The 18,353-nt window shown below is 40.4% G+C and carries 21 protein-coding genes; all 21 read right to left on the bottom strand.

Translation table 11 applies throughout. The features are described from left to right. Positions 1 to 42: 42 nt before the first annotated feature. Complete coding sequence (aroA, locus tag FB379_RS12780; protein WP_144598141.1) at positions 43 to 1,338, bottom strand: 3-phosphoshikimate 1-carboxyvinyltransferase; 1,296 nt, start codon at positions 1,336 to 1,338, stop codon at positions 43 to 45. Between the two features lie 16 nt (positions 1,339 to 1,354). Beyond that, positions 1,355 to 2,455 carry a prephenate dehydrogenase gene (locus FB379_RS12775; RefSeq protein WP_144598140.1) on the bottom strand — a complete coding sequence of 367 codons (1,101 nt, stop codon included), beginning with the start codon at positions 2,453 to 2,455 and terminating at the stop codon, positions 1,355 to 1,357. Positions 2,456 to 2,510: 55 nt separating this feature from the next. Then, positions 2,511 to 3,593, bottom strand: a complete 1,083-nt coding sequence (gene hisC, locus FB379_RS12770; protein ID WP_144598154.1) for a histidinol-phosphate transaminase — start codon at positions 3,591 to 3,593, stop codon at positions 2,511 to 2,513. A gap of 21 nt (positions 3,594 to 3,614) precedes the next feature. Further along, complete coding sequence (gene trpA / locus FB379_RS12765) at positions 3,615 to 4,409, bottom strand: tryptophan synthase subunit alpha (protein ID WP_395994401.1); 795 nt, start codon at positions 4,407 to 4,409, stop codon at positions 3,615 to 3,617. Then, a complete protein-coding gene (trpB, locus tag FB379_RS12760; protein WP_133309193.1) occupies positions 4,399 to 5,598 on the bottom strand; it encodes a tryptophan synthase subunit beta in 1,200 nt (399 codons plus the stop codon). Before trpB ends, trpA begins: the two co-directional genes overlap by 11 nt. Continuing rightward, on the bottom strand, positions 5,595 to 6,233 hold the full coding sequence (locus tag FB379_RS12755) for a phosphoribosylanthranilate isomerase (RefSeq protein WP_066251930.1): 639 nt from the start codon (positions 6,231 to 6,233) through the stop codon (positions 5,595 to 5,597). The genes trpB and FB379_RS12755 overlap by 4 nt, the downstream gene beginning before the upstream one ends. Further along, positions 6,230 to 6,997 (bottom strand): indole-3-glycerol phosphate synthase TrpC, encoded by a 768-nt coding sequence (trpC, locus tag FB379_RS12750; RefSeq protein WP_144598139.1) that lies wholly within the window; start codon positions 6,995 to 6,997, stop codon positions 6,230 to 6,232. Before trpC ends, FB379_RS12755 begins: the two co-directional genes overlap by 4 nt. Then, positions 6,990 to 8,006, bottom strand: a complete 1,017-nt coding sequence (trpD, locus tag FB379_RS12745; RefSeq protein ID WP_144598138.1) for an anthranilate phosphoribosyltransferase — start codon at positions 8,004 to 8,006, stop codon at positions 6,990 to 6,992. The genes trpC and trpD overlap by 8 nt, the downstream gene beginning before the upstream one ends. Then, positions 8,003 to 9,517 carry an anthranilate synthase component I gene (gene trpE / locus FB379_RS12740; RefSeq protein WP_144598137.1) on the bottom strand — a complete coding sequence of 505 codons (1,515 nt, stop codon included), beginning with the start codon at positions 9,515 to 9,517 and terminating at the stop codon, positions 8,003 to 8,005. The genes trpD and trpE overlap by 4 nt, the downstream gene beginning before the upstream one ends. 237 nt (positions 9,518 to 9,754) lie before the next feature. Next, positions 9,755 to 10,120 (bottom strand): chorismate mutase, encoded by a 366-nt coding sequence (aroH, locus tag FB379_RS12735; RefSeq protein ID WP_063388656.1) that lies wholly within the window; start codon positions 10,118 to 10,120, stop codon positions 9,755 to 9,757. Continuing rightward, a complete protein-coding gene (gene aroB / locus FB379_RS12730; protein WP_144598136.1) occupies positions 10,117 to 11,211 on the bottom strand; it encodes a 3-dehydroquinate synthase in 1,095 nt (364 codons plus the stop codon). Before aroB ends, aroH begins: the two co-directional genes overlap by 4 nt. Beyond that, the gene (gene aroC, locus FB379_RS12725) at positions 11,212 to 12,384 is read right to left on the bottom strand and encodes a chorismate synthase (RefSeq protein ID WP_063388583.1); all 1,173 of its coding nucleotides are present in this window, start codon (positions 12,382 to 12,384) and stop codon (positions 11,212 to 11,214) included. It abuts the gene before it with no gap. Between the two features lie 105 nt (positions 12,385 to 12,489). Beyond that, entirely contained in the window at positions 12,490 to 13,266 is a 777-nt protein-coding gene (locus tag FB379_RS12720) for a CheR family methyltransferase (RefSeq protein ID WP_063388584.1), read from the bottom strand. Positions 13,267 to 13,334: 68 nt separating this feature from the next. Beyond that, entirely contained in the window at positions 13,335 to 13,781 is a 447-nt protein-coding gene (gene ndk / locus FB379_RS12715) for a nucleoside-diphosphate kinase (RefSeq protein ID WP_063388585.1), read from the bottom strand. 84 nt (positions 13,782 to 13,865) lie between these two features. After that, positions 13,866 to 14,828 (bottom strand): heptaprenyl diphosphate synthase component II, encoded by a 963-nt coding sequence (gene hepT, locus FB379_RS12710; protein WP_063388586.1) that lies wholly within the window; start codon positions 14,826 to 14,828, stop codon positions 13,866 to 13,868. Then, on the bottom strand, positions 14,829 to 15,554 hold the full coding sequence (locus tag FB379_RS12705; RefSeq protein ID WP_063388587.1) for a demethylmenaquinone methyltransferase: 726 nt from the start codon (positions 15,552 to 15,554) through the stop codon (positions 14,829 to 14,831). A 3-nt stretch (positions 15,555 to 15,557) separates the two neighbouring features. Beyond that, complete coding sequence (locus FB379_RS12700) at positions 15,558 to 16,334, bottom strand: heptaprenyl diphosphate synthase component 1 (protein ID WP_158640198.1); 777 nt, start codon at positions 16,332 to 16,334, stop codon at positions 15,558 to 15,560. A gap of 113 nt (positions 16,335 to 16,447) precedes the next feature. Continuing rightward, complete coding sequence (mtrB, locus tag FB379_RS12695) at positions 16,448 to 16,675, bottom strand: trp RNA-binding attenuation protein MtrB (protein ID WP_063388589.1); 228 nt, start codon at positions 16,673 to 16,675, stop codon at positions 16,448 to 16,450. Between the two features lie 17 nt (positions 16,676 to 16,692). Then, entirely contained in the window at positions 16,693 to 17,259 is a 567-nt protein-coding gene (gene folE, locus FB379_RS12690; RefSeq protein WP_066251953.1) for a GTP cyclohydrolase I FolE, read from the bottom strand. Positions 17,260 to 17,486: 227 nt separating this feature from the next. After that, positions 17,487 to 17,765 carry a non-specific DNA-binding protein Hbs gene (gene hbs, locus FB379_RS12685; protein WP_063388591.1) on the bottom strand — a complete coding sequence of 93 codons (279 nt, stop codon included), beginning with the start codon at positions 17,763 to 17,765 and terminating at the stop codon, positions 17,487 to 17,489. A 259-nt stretch (positions 17,766 to 18,024) separates the two neighbouring features. Next, complete coding sequence (locus FB379_RS12680; RefSeq protein WP_066251957.1) at positions 18,025 to 18,240, bottom strand: hypothetical protein; 216 nt, start codon at positions 18,238 to 18,240, stop codon at positions 18,025 to 18,027. Positions 18,241 to 18,353: the final 113 nt, after the last annotated feature.

The following is an 18,353-nucleotide window of genomic DNA, read 5'->3' as shown; positions in this document are numbered from 1 at the left end:
TGAAAAGGTTGATAAAAATATGACAAAAACCATCTGACAAACTCAGATGGTTTTGGAAAGCAAATTCAAATGGTCAAAAAAAGCAGGATAGGATACACTGACTGCCTCGTGCTGCATTAATTCCACAGGTTCTTCACAAATAGTGCTGGCAATCGCGAGCATCATGCCGATGCGGTGATCTCCATGGCTGGAAACATTCGTTCCTCCTTTCAGCTTTGTTTTTCCGCGAATGATCATTCCATCGTTTGTAGCTTCAATATCCGCTCCAAGCTTTTTCAGCTCGCCGACAACTGTATCAATTCTATTTGTTTCTTTTACCTTTAATTCTTCGGCGTCTTTAATAACTGTCGTTCCTTCAGCCTGTGTCGCAAGAAGGGCAATGATCGGAATTTCATCAATCAGTCTCGGAATCAGCTCTCCTGAAATTTCGGTTCCTTTTAACTCAGATGTCCTGATCGATATATCAGCCATCGGTTCGGCAGAATCTAATGTAGGTATAATCTCGATCTCTGCACCCATATTTTCTAAAACATCTAAAATCCCTGTTCTTGTTGGGTTAATGCCGACATTTTTCAGCTTGATTGAACTGTCCGGAACAATGGCTCCCGCAACAAGGAAAAAAGCAGCGGAAGAAATGTCACCAGGCACATAAATATTGGCGCCTTTTAATGTTTGTCCTCCCTCTACCGAAACGGTCAAATTTTGTTTTTTCACATGGACGCCAAAGGCTGACAAAAGACGTTCCGTATGATCTCTTGATTGATACGGCTCCTCAACTGTTGTGGTTCCATCTGCTTGAAGACCTGCAAGCAAAATCGATGACTTCACTTGAGCACTCGCTACTGGGGATTTGTAATAAATGCTTTTTAAATTCCCGCCGCGCAAAGACAGCGGGGTAAAAGATCCGTTATTCCGTCCATCAATATGAGCTCCCATTTGTCTTAAAGGAGCTGTTACACGATCCATCGGTCTTTTCGCAATTGACTCATCCCCAATAATGCATGCATGAAAAGGACGTCCCGCTAAAATGCCCAGCATTAATCTTGTCGTGGTGCCTGAGTTCCCAACATTTAAAATGTTGACAGGTTCTTTCAGTCCGGAAAATCCTTTCCCTTCAATTGTTACATTCGTTCCTTCCTGTTTGATCGAAACCCCCATCTCTTTAAAGCATGAAATGGTGCTTAAACAATCCTCTCCAGTTAAAAAGTTTTGAATAGTTGTTTTTCCTTCCGCAATTGCCCCAAACATAACCGCCCTATGGGAGATCGATTTGTCGCCGGGAACTTCAATAGTTCCATTCAGCGAATGTTTTTTTGTCAAAACAAGCCCTTGATTCATATCTGTATCACCCCAACTACAGTATATATGTTTCATAATTCGTGTAGCGATCAATGCATTGTTTCGCCTTCATCCGGTCTTCATCCGACTGAAAGCTGATGCGCAAAACACCAAAAATTTCTTCACGCGTTTCTAAAATTCGAATATTTGTTATGCTAATTTCCTCTTTTGCTAAATAACCGGTAATTTCAGAAATAACCCCCGGATAATCCGGAACATCGACATAAAGGTCATAAAAGGACGGAATAGCCCCTTTTTCCCTTTCAGGCAATCCGTCTCGATATGTCTTCGCTTTTTCAAAATATGTATAAAGCTGTTCTTTATCGAGCTTCTCAATGAATTGTTTAATTTGCTTCATTTCTTGAATCCATTCATCAAACAACTCGATTAATACATCATGGTTGTGAACAATAATATCGCGCCACATAACCGGGTTGCTTGACGCAATTCGGGTAATGTCGCGAAATCCTCCGGCCGCAAGCCGCTTAATAATTGGAAACATTTCTTCTTTCTTTTCTGCCTGATGGACGAGGCTTGCCGCGATTAAATGCGGAAAATGGCTAATGACCCCGGTAATGGAATCGTGTTCTTCAGGTGTCATGACAATAAATTGCGCTTTTGTTCCCTTTAAAAGCTTTTTTAATTGTTCTATTTTTTCCGGACGTTCGTTGCTGCCAGGCGTTAAAATATAAAACGCATTTTCAAATAGATGAGTTTTCGCTGCCGCAACGCCTGATTTATGTGAGCCCGCCATTGGGTGACCGCCAATAAATGTTACTGTTTTCGGCAAAGAAACGCTCGCATGATCGACAATTTTTTTCTTTGTGCTGCCGACATCTGTGATAATGACTCCTTCTTTCAAGCTTAGTTCTCCCAAAAACGTTAAAACGTTCAATGTTTGTTCAACGGGAGTTGAAATAATAATAACGTCCGCTGATTCAGCGCCTTCCTTAATAGATTCTGCTGATTGATCAATGATTCCCAATTTTTTTGCCATTTGCACTTGATCGTTATTTATATCATATCCGACCAATTGAACCGATGGATGCTCTTTCTTAATTGCACGTGAAATCGATCCGCCGATTAAACCAAGACCAATGATAAAAACTTTTTCCACAAAAAACCACCTGTTTCTGCTTTTTGGTAAAAAAAGAGGTGAGCATTCACCTCTTTTAGGAAAGTAGTTCCTTTAAAGTTTGAATCAGTGCTTCATTTTCCTCTTCTGTTCCGACAGTAATTCTCAGCGATGTCGGAAATCCGAGAGCTTTTCCTGAACGGACGATGAATCCTTTTTCAAGGAGCTGTTGAAAAAGCTCATCCGCATCCTTTTGAAAATCTATTAAAATAAAGTTCGTTTGCGAAGGGAAGTACTCAAGACCAAATTGTTCACAAAAATCATAGTATTGTTTGAGCCCTTCCCGGTTCAATTTTTTGCAGGTTTCGATAAAAGTTTGATCGTTTAGCGCTGCAATAGCAGCCTTTTGTCCAAGACGATTTGTATTAAAAGGTTCCCTTGCCGGCTCAATTAAGCGGATGAGTTCTTCATTTCCAATTCCATATCCTACTCGGAGTGCAGCTAGGCCGTATGCTTTTGAGAACGTCCGTAAAATTAATAGATTTGGAAATTGATCCAATAAGGCGACTGAATTTGGATAATCTTCCGCCGTCACATATTCGTAATACGCTTCATCAGATACGACAAGGACATCCTTCGGCACTTTGTTTAAAAAATTAATAAGCTCTTCTTCACTTATGTAAACTCCTGTAGGGTTATTCGGATTGCATAACCATACAATTTTTGTTTTGGAATCAATAGAGTCTGCCATTTTATCCAAATTGTGCCGCCCATCTACAAGTTCAATTTCACGAATTTCGGCATTTTCGATCACCGCATTATGCCGGTATTGGGAAAATGACGGTGACGCCATTACGGTATTGAAGCCTTCGCTCAAAAGTGAACGTGACAGAATTTGTATAATATTATCTGATCCGTTTCCGAAAATGAGCTGATTTTCTTTTACGCCTACATGCTTTGCCACCTGTTTTCGCAGCTCTGCACTACAGCCGTCAGGATAGATCGCAAGAGATTCAAGCTCCTCTTGTATCGCTTGTTTCACTTTATCAGAACAACCGTACGGGTTTTCGTTTGATGCAAGCTTGATCACCTTTGTTAGACCAAACTGTTCTTTTACTTGTTCAATTGGTTTTCCAGGTTCGTATGGTTTCAGCGACTTTAACTGTTCTTTTACCTCCAACCTTAACACCTCTTTCATCCCCTAATGGAGCAAACCGTGAATAAACCTTTCAAATTCCTGTAACCCGCTCTGTTTTGTATTCGCATTTGTGAGAAGCGGAATAAGCTTTTCAATTTGTTTAACAATCGCACTGCCCACAACGACGCCGTCACTTATTTTGAAAAATTTTTTTACATGCTCATTCGACGAAATGCCAAACCCGACAGCCACCGGAACTTCCGCATACTTCTTTACATGAGAGATAAAATCAGAAACGCGCTCATCAAATGATTGGCGCTCACCCGTCACCCCGAGAGATGAAACACAATATAAAAATCCTGCGGCGTTTTCAGCAATTTTTTTTATTCGATTGTAGGAAGTGGGAGCAACCATAGAGATAAAATAAATCCCATGCTCGTCACATTTTTTTCGCATCCATCCGCTTTCTTCGAACGGGAGATCAGGAATGAGAAGTCCTTCTAATCGATTTTTCTCCATTAAAGTAAAAAAGTATTTTTCTCCTAATTGTAGCACAGGATTGAAATAAGTAAAGAGAATGATCGGAATTTTTAAACCTCTTTCTTTCATTTTATATGCTAATTCCATCGCCTTTTCAATATTCATTCCATTTCTTCTTGCCCGGATGGATGCCTGTTGAATAACGGGGCCGTCAGCAAGCGGGTCCGAATAGGGAACGCCAAGCTCAATGGCTGACGCCCCGCATTTTTCTAAAATAAGGGCGAGATCAATGGTCAACTCTTCATTCGGATCTCCAGCTGTAATAAAAGGAATAAAAAGCTTGTCAAACTGTTGAAACATGCTTTTGTTAGAAACCATTTTCAACTCCCCCTTTCGTTTTCATCAAAGTGTGAACATCTTTATCGCCCCGTCCGGACAAACAAATTAAAATTGACTGTTCATTTGATAAAGTTTTTGCTATTTCAATTCCTTTTGCAACGGCATGAGCAGATTCAATTGCGGCTAATATTCCTTCTGTTTTCGCCAATGTTTCGAGTGCTAGAATCGCCTCTTCATCTGTAACAGATTCATAAACGACACGCCCTATTTTTGCTAAATAAGCATGCTCCGGACCGACACCCGGATAATCGAGGCCGGCAGAAATCGAATAAGGCTCAATAATTTCACCGTATTGATTTTGCAATAAGTACGTCATCGAACCGTGAATAACGCCTTTCGTCCCCTTTGTAATTGTTGCCGCATGTTCACCCGTTTCCACTCCTTTTCCTCCTGCTTCCACTCCAATAAGCTTTACATCTTCTTCTAAAAACGGTGTAAACATCCCGATCGCATTGCTTCCTCCGCCCACACAAGCTATGACAACATCCGGCAGCTTGCCAAACTCGTTGAAAAACTGCTCTTTCGCTTCATCTCCAATGATCCGCTGGAATTCTCTTACCATCATCGGATATGGATGCGGACCGACAGCTGAGCCCATTAAATAAAAATGGTCTTCACAATGCTGAACCCAATATCGGATCGCCTCATTCACAGCGTCTTTTAATGTTTTATTTCCGCTTGTAACAGGCACTACTTCAGCACCTAGCAGCTGCATCCGAAAAACGTTGAGGCGCTGTCTATCGATGTCTTCTTCTCCCATAAATACTTTGCAGTCCATGCCAAATTTCGCAGCGACAGTTGCTGATGCTACACCGTGCTGTCCGGCACCTGTTTCAGCAATAAGCTTCTTTTTTCCCATTCTTTTCGAAAGAAGCGCTTGACCAATGGCATTATTGATCTTATGGGCACCAGTATGGTTGAGATCCTCCCGTTTTAAAAAAATGTTTGCTCCCCCGACATGTTTTGTTAATTGGTCTGCAAATGTTAAAGCGGTCGGTCTGCCGGAATATTTTTGCAGCATTTGATGATATTGCTGTTGAAAAGAAGAATCACTTAATGCATCCTTTAATGCTTCTTCTAATTCATACAACGGCTTCATTAACGTTTCTGGTACATATTTTCCTCCAAATTCTCCAAACCTGCCATATTCATCAGGATATTTCATCAGCCTTTCACCTTCTCTATTAATTTTGCTATTTTTTCGACATCTTTTTTTTCATTTGTTTCAACACCGCTTGCAACATCAATGTTTTCAGCGCCTTTTTCAAGCAGCTCTGTTATGTTTTCAGGTGTAATGCCGCCCGCAATAAAACAAAGCTTCCGGTGATTTTTCGCCCATATTGTATAATCGGACACATTTGACCAGTCAAAAGCAACGCCTGTTCCGCCCCACATTCCTTTCACACGGCTGTCAATCACATATCCATCCACCCAACGCGAAAATTTTTCCATTTCCTCTATCACATGTTCATGATGAGGGAGAGCTTTCCAAACAGAAAGACCGAACTTTTCCTTTACCTGTTTTACAAATTCTTCATCTTCATCGCCATGCAGCTGTATGCAGTCTAATTCGACCGCTGCTAGCACATCCTCTAAAAATTGAATCGTCGGATGAACAAATACGCCTACTAGTTTTGGACGCATTTCTTTTGGAAAAGCTTCCATCCACCTGCCGACATCATTTGCCTTCACCTGTCGCCTGCTTTCAGAGGAAAAGATAAAGCCGATATAATCGGCTCCTTGATTGATGGAAACAGCTGTATCTTCAAATGTGCGGTTGCCGCAAATTTTGACGAGTCTCACTTTACACTCTCCTTAAACAGCTCATAAATTCCTTGTTCCGGATCTTTTTTCCGCATGAGCGACTCCCCGACAAGCACGCCTTTTGCTCCATATTCATACACCGTTTGCAAATCTGCCATCGTGCTTATGCCGCTTTCACTGATCAATAAAATATCTTTCGGCACATATTTTTGAATCGTTTCCAGATGATGAATATCCGTATGAAAGGTTGTTAAATCCCTGTTGTTCACCCCCAGTATATTCGGCACAAATATATCTAGTATTCTTTCAAGAGTCTCGACAGAATGGACCTCCACCAGCACATCCAGCTCTAAGCTGACCGCTTCATCCCAAAGCTCCTTTAATTTTTTTGGCGGAAGAGCCTCCCCGATTAACAAAATGGCATCCGCTCCGATCCATTTCGATTCATACACTTGCTTTTTATCGATAATAAAATCTTTGCGCAAAACAGGAAGTTTCACCTTTTCTTTAATTTCAGACAAAAATGCGGTTGACCCTTGAAAAAACTTTTGATCGGTTAAAACAGATAAGCAGTCTGCCTTCCCTCTCTCATATTTTTTTGCAATATCGACAGGATCGAAATCTTCACGAATGACACCTTTGGACGGCGATGCCTTCTTCACTTCCGCAATGAGCCCAAGAAAACGGTTCGGGTTTTGAAGAGCATCGAAAAATGATCTTTTTTCGAATGCTTTTTTGTCTAATTGCGTCAAATCAAGTTCTTTCACTTCTTGTTCTTTAACTCTTATGATCGTATCAAGCATAGCTCTCTTCCTTTCGGATGGCCAATCTCCTCAATTGCTGATAGGCGGTCCCGTCTTTTATGGCTGTTAAAGCCATCTGTACCCCATCAGAAATGTTTTTTGCTTTTCCTGCTACGTAAAGAGCTGCAGCCGAATTTAATGCTACAATGTTCTTCACGCTTTCATTTCCTTTATTTTTCAGTACTTCCTCTATCATTTTAGCACTTTCTTTCGCATCTGAGACTTGTATTTCTTCAAGCTTCCCTCGATTCATTCCAAATTGTTCCGGAGAAATCGTATATTTTGTTATGTTCCCATCTTTTAGTTCTACGACATCCGTTTCATCACTGATCGAAATTTCATCCAATCCGTCCCTTCCTGATACTAACAGCACATGCTCTGAACGGAAATGTTTTAATGTTTCAGCCATTTTCTCCGCATGCTCCAATGATGAAACGCCAAGCACTTGTCGTTTTGTATTGGCCGGATTAGCCAGCGGCCCGAGCAAATTAAAAATCGTTCGGAATCCCACTTCTTTTCTTGCTTTGGCAACATGCTTCATCGATGAATGATAGAGAGGAGCAAACAAGAAGCTCATATTCGTTTCTTCCAGGCTTCTTCTAGCTTCTTCAGGCGTTGTTTGGATTGGGATGTTTAAACATTCGAGCACATCAGCGCTGCCGCTTCTTGAAGAAACAGCGCGGTTTCCGTGTTTTGCGACTTTCACTCCCAACGATGAAGCAACAATGGCAGATGCGGTTGAAATGTTAAATGTTGATGCTCCATCTCCGCCCGTTCCGCAAGTATCAACTGCATTTTCAAATCCTTCAAGCTGAGTCATATTTTCCTTCATCGCTTTCACAAATCCCGTCATCTCTTCGACCGTTTCGCCGCGAAATCGTAAAATAGTGATGAGACTGGCAATTTGACTGTCCGGAACCTTTCCTTCCATGATTTTTTTCATAATATCTTCTGCTTCAGATGCTGAAAGAGTCTCACCATTAATGCACTTCTCCAATATATGCTTCATGCCCTCTTCCTCCCTTTTTCTAAAAACAATTGTTCTGCTAATTCGATCGTTTGAATGAGCGCACTCGCTTTGTTTCTTGTTTCTTCCCATTCTTTTAAAGGAACAGAATCGGCAACGATCCCAGCCCCCGCCTGGACATATGCCTTCTGATTGCTCAGCGTGATCGTCCGAATTGTGATGCATGAATCAATGCTTCCATCGAAGCTGATGTATGCAACAGTCCCCGCATAGCTCCCCCTGGCAGTCGGCTCCAGCTCATGAATAATTTCCATCGCGCGTATTTTTGGGGCTCCTGAAACGGTTCCGGCTGGAAAAGCCGAAATTAATGCATCAATCGGATGAATGCTTTTTCTCAATTTTCCTCTCACTTTTGAAATGAGATGGATAACATGTGAAAAATAAGCTGCATCCAGAAGTACAGGTGTTTTGACCGTCCCGTATTCAGCAACTCGGCCGATATCATTTCTTGCTAAATCAACAAGCATATAATGCTCCGCTAGTTCTTTTTCATCCTGCAGCAATTGGCGAACGAGTCTTCTATCTTCTTCCTTTGTTTTGCCCCGCTTTCTCGTGCCGGCAATAGGATGAATTTCAACATAATCGTCGCGAACATGAATCAATCTTTCCGGTGAACTGCCGATAAGCTCTTGGTTTGATAGTTTTATATAAAATAAATAAGGGGAAGGATTGATAATTCTTAAAATTCGATATAATTGCAGACCGGTTACCGATACTTGTTTTTCAAAGCGCTGCGAAAGAACTCCTTGAAATATATCGCCAGAACGAATATATTCCTTCATTTTTTCAACATGATGCAAAAATTGTTCTTTTGTATAATTCGATTCAAATCCGGCGAAAGAAACCGGTTCTTTGTTTGACGGGATGAAAATATTTCCTTCCGGCTTGACGTTTTTTAATTCATTGCGATATTGAAAAATGCGTTCCTTTCCCGCCTCAAATATTTGCTTCAGCTCTTGTTCGCTTTCGTTTCCTTCTAGCTCTCTGTAATGAATAAATGTCAGCAGTTTTTCCCTGTGGCTATATGCAATGACCGTTTGGCAAATGACCAGTTCACATACAGAATGGGTTCTGTCAGCATGACAATGAGCTGGAATTTTTTCAAATAGGCTGACCGCATCATAATCGATTTTTCCGACAGCTCCGCCTGAAAACGGCACATCGATCGCCACTTTTTTTACATTGAAGCTTATCGTCATTCTATGAAACAATGCTGATAACGAAACATCTTTGTCCATGACCATCTGTTTTCGATTTTGCAGCTGGAACGTTCCATTTTCTTCCTTGATAAAATACATCGGCTCAAGACCGATAAACGAGTAGTTGGACCAGTTCGACTCGCTGTCATTGCTTTCTAAAATATAACAAGCATCGGTTTGCAGCGTTTGAAATATTTGGATAGGTGTCAGCATATCGACATGATATTGCTCGATAATGGGAACCGTCTTATATTTGCGGCAATCCTGCAAAAAATCTTGAAAGGTTGTTGCCATTGAAGTACTCACTCCTCCAAAGTATTTGGAGAATGAGTCATAGAGGATCGTTTTTGAGGGATGAAATTGATAATAAAAATGCCCAAAAACATTACGTTTTTGGGCAGTCGATCAATCTATCTTCCTAAACCACTCATCTATTACTTCCTCGACTCATTCTCAACTACCCTTAACTAAACTCAGCTCATTTCAGGTCATATAAAAACTTTCTTATTCGCCATATTATCGGATACAGCATTATTTGTCAACAAGATCCGGTCGTAAAATTTTTGCCTTCTCTAAATAAACATGGCAAATATCGTTTTGGGCGGCTTCTGTATTAATATGCATCATCACCCTTACGCATTTCTCAAGGGCGCCTTCAACGGCTATTTCCTGCATGCATGTCACAGGAACATATTTCCAGCCTTCAATATTTCTTAATGCTTTTGCAGGGAAGCAGGCATTTAAATCATTTGTCGCCGAAATAAACACGGAAGCTACTTGTTCAGGGGCAATGTTGTTTAATCGAATCATCTCCCTTAAGAGCCTCTCCGTGCTTTCTACAATCTGTTCTTCATTATTTTCCGAAACGGTGATGGCCCCTCTAACACCTCTTATCAAACGCATCCCTCCGTTCTCCACTCATTAAGAAATGAATATAATGTATGCGTGTCAAACGTCTTAAGTACCGGATTGCCGATATCCTCGAGAAGCACAAAACGAATCTGGCTATGTACCGTTTTTTTGTCTTTTTTCATTCGTTCAAGAAGCGATTCGGTTTGAATGGTTTCATCGATTTTGACAGGAAAGCCGATTTCGTTAAACCAATTTTTGATCGATTTATATTGAAAATCTTTGCGGAACATCTTTTCACTCAGCCATAGAGCAAACAGCATGCCGCATGCAACGGCATCTCCGTGGGAAATCTTCCCGTAACCTAACTCCGCTTCGAGCGCATGGCCGAGAGTATGACCGAAGTTTAAAAACGCCCTTTTTCCCGTTTCTCTTTCATCTTCAGCGACAATTTCTGCTTTCACTTCAATTCCCTTTCGTATAAACCATTGCAGCTGTTCGCTTGTTACATGATTCAACGAATGGATCGTTTTCATTAAATTTTCAACAAATGAACGATCATTGATGAAGCCGTGCTTCACCACTTCTGCAAATCCTGAGCGGATTTCTAGAAGAGGCAGTGTTTTTAAAAACTGTGTATCATAAATAATGGCATGAGGCTGATGAAAAGCCCCGATCATATTTTTTCCGAGCGGATGGTTAATGGCCACCTTTCCCCCGACAGCACTGTCATGAGCCAAAAGGGTCGTCGGCACTTGAATGAACGGAATTCCTCTCATAAATGTTGCAGCTACAAAGCCTGCTAAATCACCCACTACACCGCCGCCAAAAGCAATGATCACGGATTCTCTGTCCAGATTGTTTTCTAAAGCAAAGGTCAAGCATTTATAGTACGTTTCAAATGATTTAGACTGTTCGCCGCTCGGAACAACACATGTCAATACGTCCAAATCAAATGCTTTTAATACCGACTCTAATTTTCCGCCATACAGATCCTTGACTGTTTGATCAGTAATGATCAAAATTTTCGAAGGATTATTGCAAACAGACAGAAGCCATTCTCCGACATTATCGATAATTCCGTCTCCTAAAAAAACTGGATACGGGCGACTTTTCGTTTGAATCATCATCTGTTCCATTTAAAATTCCCTCGCATATTGTTTCATACGTTCGATATTTTCCCGAATAAGGTCAATGCGATCAAGACCAAACTGTTCAACGATCGCTTTGGCTACTTCCCATGCAACAACTGCCTCCGCCACAACACTTGCAGCCGGGACTGCGCAGCTGTCCGATCGTTCAATGCTCGCCAAAAAAGGCTCTTTCGTATCAATGTCAACGCTTTGCAAAGGTTTGTACAGTGTTGGAATTGGCTTCATGACTCCTCTGACGACGATGGGCATGCCGGTCGTCATGCCGCCCTCAAAGCCTCCCAGATTGTTTGTTTTGCGATAGTATCCTTTCTCTTCGCTCCAAAGGATTTCATCATGAACTTCGCTGCCAAAACTCCGTCCCGCTTCAAATCCCAAGCCGAATTCAACCCCTTTAAACGCGTTGATGCTTACGATCGCTTGCGCTATTTTGGCATCCAGCTTTTTGTCCCAATGAACATAGCTGCCGACACCAGGCGGCATTCCTTCAACAATCACCTCAACAATGCCGCCGATGGAATCACCCTTTTCTTTTGCTTCGTCGATCGCCTTCATCATTTGCTGAGCCGCATTTTCATCTAAACAACGCACAGGTGAGTTCTCTGTCTTTTCCTTCAACTCAGCAAGCGTCGAATAGTCCAATTTTTGCGCACGGACACCGCCAATTTCAATGACATGTCCTGCCACTTGAATGCCGAGTTCAGACAAAATTTTCTTCGCAACAGCTCCTGCTGCCACCCTGACAGTTGTTTCCCGGGCAGAAGAGCGTTCAAGCACGTTGCGCATATCACGATGTCCGTATTTGATCGCCCCGACTAAGTCGGCATGGCCTGGGCGAGGTCTCGTAATTTTTCGTTTCATTTCCGCTTTCTCCGATTCGGAAATCGGCTCTGCCCCCATAATTTTCGTCCAATGGGCAAAGTCTTTATTTTCTACAACTAGCGCTATTGGTGATCCTAGCGTTTCGCCATGGCGCACTCCGCCTAGAATTTGCACCTGGTCTTTTTCGATTTGCATTCTTCGACCGCGGCCATAGCCTTTCTGTCTTCTTGCAAGCTCAATATTGATGTCTTCTTTCGTTAGAGGAAGCCCTGCCGGAACTCCTTCTATAATCGTCGTTAATTGCGGGCCGTGAGATTCCCCTGCTGTCAAATATCTCATACTAGCAAACTCCTTCCCATAACACTTTAACGCTTTTACGCTTTTATGCTTTTACGTAACTATACCATAAGATTTTTTGTTTGAATAGAAAGATCTTTGCTATTGCTACAATCGTGTATAAAAAAACGTTTCGATCGTTTTTAATCCATATTTTTCCGGAGTGAAAATTTGCTCTGTGCTGCCAACAAATAAAATCCCGTTTCGTCTAAGCGAGTTGCTGAATTTTTCATAAAGCTCTTTTTTCGCAGACTCAGTAAAATAAATGAGAACGTTTCGGCATACGATCAAATCAAAATCTGTTTCAAAGCGGTCTGACAGCAAATTATGCTTTCTAAAAGTAACCGAGCGTTTAATGTCTTCTTTTACATGATAGAAAGAGCCTTCTTGCTGAAAATAATTAGTTTTATATTCAAGAGGTACTTCTTTTAGCGATCTTTCCGGATAAATTCCAATTTGTGCTGTTTTAATCGCTTGTTCATCTATATCTGTGGCTAATATATATGAGTCTTTCAATAGCGAATTTTGTGCTAAAATCATTGCAATTGTGTAAGGTTCTTCTCCCGTTGAGCAGGCAGCGCTCCAAACCTTTATATGTTTTTTACCATTCAGCAAACGCGGAAGCAATTTTTTTTCAAGGATGTTCCAACGCTGATAGTTGCGAAAAAATTCAGAAACATTAATAGTCATCCGATCTAAAAACAGATTGTATAAACATTTATCCTTTTCCATCGCTAAAAAAAACTCGTGAAAGGATTGAAAGCCTTTTTTTTCATACAATGATTTTAATCTTCTTTTCATTTGAGTCTCTTTATATAACGACAGGTCAATCCCACTTTTTCTTTTTATCTTTTCGATAAATGCAACATAGTCCTTATCTGTCACTTTCCGATCTTCCCCCGAATGTAATGTAGAAAACCCTAATCAAACCATTGTTTGATTAGGGTCAGATGTTAATAGATCCATGCATCAATTTCACGGTCATATTCTACAAGCTCTTCAGCTTTAAAAAACAATTGAATTTCCCGCTCAGCGCTTTCAGGTGAATCAGAACCGTGAATTACATTCTTCCCTACTGTTAAACCAAAATCGCCGCGAATTGTTCCAGAAAGGGCATCCTTTGGATTGGTTTTTCCCATCATTTGACGGGCAATTTCGATTGCATTTTCGCCTTCCCAAACCATTGCAAAAACCGGTCCTGAAGTGATGAATTGAACGAGTTCATTGAAAAAAGGCTTTTCTTTATGTTCTCCATAATGCTGCTGGGCCAATTCTTCAGAGATTTTCATTAATTTTGCACCGATAAGCTTCAGCCCTTTTTGCTCAAATCTTGAAACGATTTGTCCAATCAGCTGCCGTTGTACACCATCAGGCTTTACCATTAAAAACGTCTTTTCCATCAACACATCCACCTCGAAAATTTCTTTATGTATAAGTACAAAATCCACAAGAAAATAGTATCATTATTAAAGCGGTTACGCAAACTAAAATTTCCTTTTTCCAATATATTTGGCAATATTGTATAGCGAAGTTCGCGCTTTCCCGTGCTTGAGGCCTTCCAATTGATGAAAGCTCTTCTGCAAATAGCGGTCACTAATATTCATTGACTGTTCGATTGCTCTTGATTTTTTAATTTCATAAATAATCGGCTTGATTTCTTCAGCAGTTGTTTGATTATTGATTTTGACAATTTTTTTTCTTAATTCTTCATTTTGCATGGCAAACAAAACAGGAAGGGTAATGTTTCCTTGAAGTAAATCGCTCCCAACTGGTTTTCCAAGCTCTTCTTCCGTAGAGGTAAAATCTAAAAGATCGTCAATAATTTGATACGAAATTCCAACATAATAACCGTACAAATAAAGCTTTTTACAAACGGATTCTGGAGCGCCGGAGGCAAGAGCGCCCAATTGGCAGCTGACAGCAATTAATAAAGCTGTTTTTCTTTTAATTCGTTTGACATACGTCCGATAAGACTGATCAAAATTGTATTTATCGTTGATTTGTTCGATTTCTCCTAAACAGAGTTCAACAAGAGCTTTCGAAAGAACTCGGTGAATAAGCGGCTCGTCCAGCTCTGTTATGATTTCAAGAGCCCGTGCGAATAAGTAATCTCCAACATACATGGCAATGCGATTGTCCCATTTTGCATTAACTGTTGGTTTTCCTCTTCGCAGCTCAGCATTGTCGATGACGTCATCGTGTACCAATGAGGCGCTGTGAATCAGCTCTAAAGCGACGGCAACCGGTTTCATACGGTCAATGTTATAATCTCCGAACATTCCTGACAACAATACAAAAACAGGGCGAATCCGTTTTCCCCCTGCTTGAAGAAGATGAATCCCGGCTTCACGTATTAACGGATCTTTTGTTTGTACGGAAGACAGCAATTCATTTTCAATCACTTCAAGGTCTTTTGTTAAAAAGGAATAGAATGATTTTAACTTCATTTATTTCACCTTTGTTTCCAATTTCGGTTTATAACCTAAGTGCATTGCTGCAACACCGCCTGTAAATGGCTTCACTTCTACATTTATAAAACCAGTTTGCTCGAACATTTTTTTCAGCTCTTTCATGCCAGGAAATTGACGCGCGGACTCCTGCAGCCAAGAATATTCTTCATAGCTTTTAGCAAATATCTTGCCGAATAAAGGCATGATAAAGCGAAAATAAAAATAGTAAAGCTGTTTGAAGCCAATCAAGGTCGGCTGTGATGTCTCCAAACAAACTACCATTCCTCCGGGTTTCAATACGCGGTACATTTCCGATAGAACCTGCATATAATCAGGAACATTTCTGAGGCCAAACCCGATGGTCACATAATCAAACTCGTTTTCAGGAAACGGCAAATCCATCGCATTGCCGTGAATAAATGAAATATTGGAAAATTGTCTTTCCTTTGCCTTTTCCTCACCGATGCTTAACATATTTTGGCTAAAATCAAGTCCTATGACCTTTCCGTTTTGCCCGACTGCTTCCCCGAGCGCAAGCGTCCAGTCCCCCGTTCCGCAGCAAACATCGAGTGCGTAGGAACCTTTTTTCACATTCATTCTCCGCATCGTTTCTTTTCGCCATGCAATATGACGATTAAAGCTAATCACAGAATTCATCCGGTCATAATTTTTATAAATTTTTTCAAATACGCGGTGCACACGTTCTTCTTTCGATTGCTGCATTTTTTAACCTTCCTCCACTATCATATGCGAAAACCGTAATACATGAATTCGGTTCATAATAAATTGTTTTACGGCAGGCGAATATTTCAGACTTTTTTCCAACAGTTTATTAATTTCCCAGAAATAATGATTGCAGCATTCTATGAAAGTTCCAACTAAATCAATCGGGCTTTTAGATTTCTTTTGAAATTGTGTTAAAACGGACTGGCTATTTTTATCGTATTTATGTTTTTCTTCACATAAACGTTTATATGTTAAATATGTTTTGGAAATTTCCGGCCACGTCTCAATTTGAAAATGCTCTCCGATCCGTTGAAATAACGCGGTTTCCACAATGACGATGCTTTCGACTATTGCTTCAATCGACTGGCAGCTTCGGTCGTAAAGACGAATTTTATGCTCATTAATTTCTTTAATCGCGGTTGCAAGCGCACGAACCATTTTCAAGTCTTGAATTTCAGAAAGAATAAAATAATATAGTCCGCTGAAATAATCACCTGCAATGACATTTAATTGTCTTTCAACAAAAAGCTTCTTATTTTCACATTCCGTTGTCGTTACTAAATCATGGGTATCAAGGGCTGATTGAACAAGCATGGCGGTCACAACATATTTTTCCTTCTTTTCATCTGCTATTTCCGCTTCTTCAAAAAGCGCGTAAAACAATAGCAGCTTGTCTTCATCAATTACAGGCTTTTGAATATATTGTTTAAGCACAGGATGTGAAAAATATTGGTCTAGCGAACGTTTTATTTGCTCCAGCTTTTGATAGATTTCCATCATTATCACCCTTGTCCCCCATATATCTCTATACTAACATTTACAAATTTTATTATATCATAACCACATTTTTTCATTAGGCTTTGTCGAAAAAGTAAAAGCAGAAATCCTGCTTATTTTCTCTCGCCGCTCTCAATCTCTCCATAGCTTGTTTGAATAAGCGCCTTGCCGCGAATTTTAATGGCAGAAGTGTGTTCCGTAAATTGAGCAATCATTACTTCTCCTTTATCAAGCTTTTCGGAATGGTGGAACCTAGTATCGGAACCTCTTGTCAAACCAATCACATTGACGCCATCTTCAATTGCTTTAATAACCACATAATCATTTTGATTCGGATTCATCTATCAACACCTACCGTTTATTTTTTTATTAATGACAGCACTTCGCTTCTTGCCGCAGCATCATTCAAAAAACATCCTCTGACTGCTGACGTTACAGTGATTGATCCAGGCTTTTTCACTCCGCGCATTGTCATGCACATATGCTCCGCTTCAACAACAACCATCACACCGTGAGGATCCAATGATTCGACTATGCTGTCGGCAATCGTTGATGTAATCCGTTCTTGCAGCTGTGGTTTTTTTACAACCGCTTCAACAGCGCGGGCTAGTTTGCTTAGTCCAGTCACTTTGCCGCCTTTTGGTATGTATGCAATATGTACTTTACCGAAAAAAGGAACTAGATGGTGTTCGCACATTGAAAAAAATTGAATATCCTTTACTAAAACAAGCTCTTCATGATCCTCTTCAAATACGGTTTGAAAATATTCTTTAGGATCCTGATTTATACCTGAAAAAATTTCCTCATACATATTGGCAACCCGCTTAGGTGTATCAGCCAATCCTTCCCTATTAGGATCCTCCCCTATAGCTTCTATAATTAAACGTACTGCCTGTTCTATTTGCTCTTTATTAATTTTTGGCATACTCGGCTCCTCCTATTGTCATTCATTCATACCGATTCTAGCACAATTAATGAAAAAAAAGCAAAATGAAGCTTCCTTTCCCGCAAATAGAACAGAAATCTTTTCAATAAAACCTTTGAACAATCTCGCCTAAATAGGAAAAGCCCCAAAAAGGGGCTTATTCTGTGAAGAAATGCAGCGAGCATATGTAGTCGCTACTCATTTCTTAATTGTGTGCGTTCATTTCATTACTTGCCAGCAACTGCATCTTTAAGAGCTTTGCCTGGTTTAAACGCAGGCACTTTGCTTGCCGGAATTTCAATTTCTTCACCAGTTTGAGGATTGCGACCTTTGCGCGCTGAACGCTCACGCACTTCAAAGTTTCCAAAACCGATGAGTTGAACTTTGTCACCTTTTTTCAAAGATTCTAAAATTGTATCGAAAACAGCATCTACAGCTTTCGTTGCATCCTTTTTGGATAATTCGCTAGCTTCTGCTACAGCGTTGATTAATTCTGTTTTGTTCATTTAATGTTTCACCTCCTCCCAAAAAAGTTTCATGAAAATCCAGCTATTATACATTTCTTCACAGCTTTTAAGAATTCTATACATGCAACAACAAGAAGTTGGTGACTAGCTTATCATAAATGAAACAATATTTCATTTCAACAGTTTTTCATTTTCAAATTGGTTGCAAAGGATGATTCATCCTTATGAGAGAAGAATTTCTGTAAAAAGATTATCATAACAATAATGGCAGAATCAAGCACAATTCTATTAATTTCAGTCATTTTTCAATCGATTTGGCAAAAAGTTCGCCAAAACAATATAGGGAGACTGCATGAGCAGTCAACCCTTCCATCATTTGAAAACGCAGCTCCCACATATTTCCGTTTTCAAAGCGCCGAATTCTTTTTCTTTTCGTATGTTTAAAATCCCGGCTGCCGCTTGTTTTATCCGATCTTCTTCTTCCTTCAGGTTCTTGGAAATAAAAATGTTTCAACCCTTTTCTTCCCCGCTATGAAATGCTTCTTTAATCACTTTTTCGGAAATCACTATTCTGCCCTCCCCTTTTATTTTGTATAGCATATGTGTCTTTACATTAATTCGTTTGGA

It is taken from the genome of Aeribacillus composti, assembly GCF_007827555.1.
GTDB lineage: Bacteria > Bacillota > Bacilli > Bacillales > Aeribacillaceae > Aeribacillus > Aeribacillus composti.
Note: the sequence above shows the minus strand (reverse complement) of the source record. Positions and strands in the feature narration are given on the sequence as shown.

Bases quoted from the DNA above. Each gene is read 5' to 3' on its own strand.
- trpE (WP_144598137.1), bottom strand. From the start codon at position 9,517: ATGGCAACAACCTTTCAAGATTTTTTGCAGGATTGCCGCAAATATAAG.
- trpC (WP_144598139.1), bottom strand. From the start codon at position 6,997: ATGCTTGATACGATCATAAGAGTTAAAGAACAAGAAGTGAAAGAACTT.
- mtrB (WP_063388589.1), bottom strand. From the start codon at position 16,675: ATGAATCCGAATCAAAATGATTATGTGGTTATTAAAGCAATTGAAGAT.
- hbs (WP_063388591.1), bottom strand. From the start codon at position 17,765: ATGAACAAAACAGAATTAATCAACGCTGTAGCAGAAGCTAGCGAATTA.
- aroC (WP_063388583.1), bottom strand. From the start codon at position 12,384: ATGAGATATTTGACAGCAGGGGAATCTCACGGCCCGCAATTAACGACG.
- ndk (WP_063388585.1), bottom strand. From the start codon at position 13,781: ATGGAAAAGACGTTTTTAATGGTAAAGCCTGATGGTGTACAACGGCAG.
- aroA (WP_144598141.1), bottom strand. From the start codon at position 1,338: ATGAATCAAGGGCTTGTTTTGACAAAAAAACATTCGCTGAATGGAACT.
- FB379_RS12705 (WP_063388587.1), bottom strand. From the start codon at position 15,554: ATGCAGCAATCGAAAGAAGAACGTGTGCACCGCGTATTTGAAAAAATT.
- trpD (WP_144598138.1), bottom strand. From the start codon at position 8,006: ATGAAGCATATATTGGAGAAGTGCATTAATGGTGAGACTCTTTCAGCA.
- hepT (WP_063388586.1), bottom strand. From the start codon at position 14,828: ATGAAGTTAAAATCATTCTATTCCTTTTTAACAAAAGACCTTGAAGTG.
- folE (WP_066251953.1), bottom strand. From the start codon at position 17,259: ATGCCAAAAATTAATAAAGAGCAAATAGAACAGGCAGTACGTTTAATT.
- FB379_RS12700 (WP_158640198.1), bottom strand. From the start codon at position 16,334: ATGGAAATCTATCAAAAGCTGGAGCAAATAAAACGTTCGCTAGACCAA.
- trpA (WP_395994401.1), bottom strand. From the start codon at position 4,409: ATGGTTTCTAACAAAAGCATGTTTCAACAGTTTGACAAGCTTTTTATT.
- aroB (WP_144598136.1), bottom strand. From the start codon at position 11,211: ATGGAACAGATGATGATTCAAACGAAAAGTCGCCCGTATCCAGTTTTT.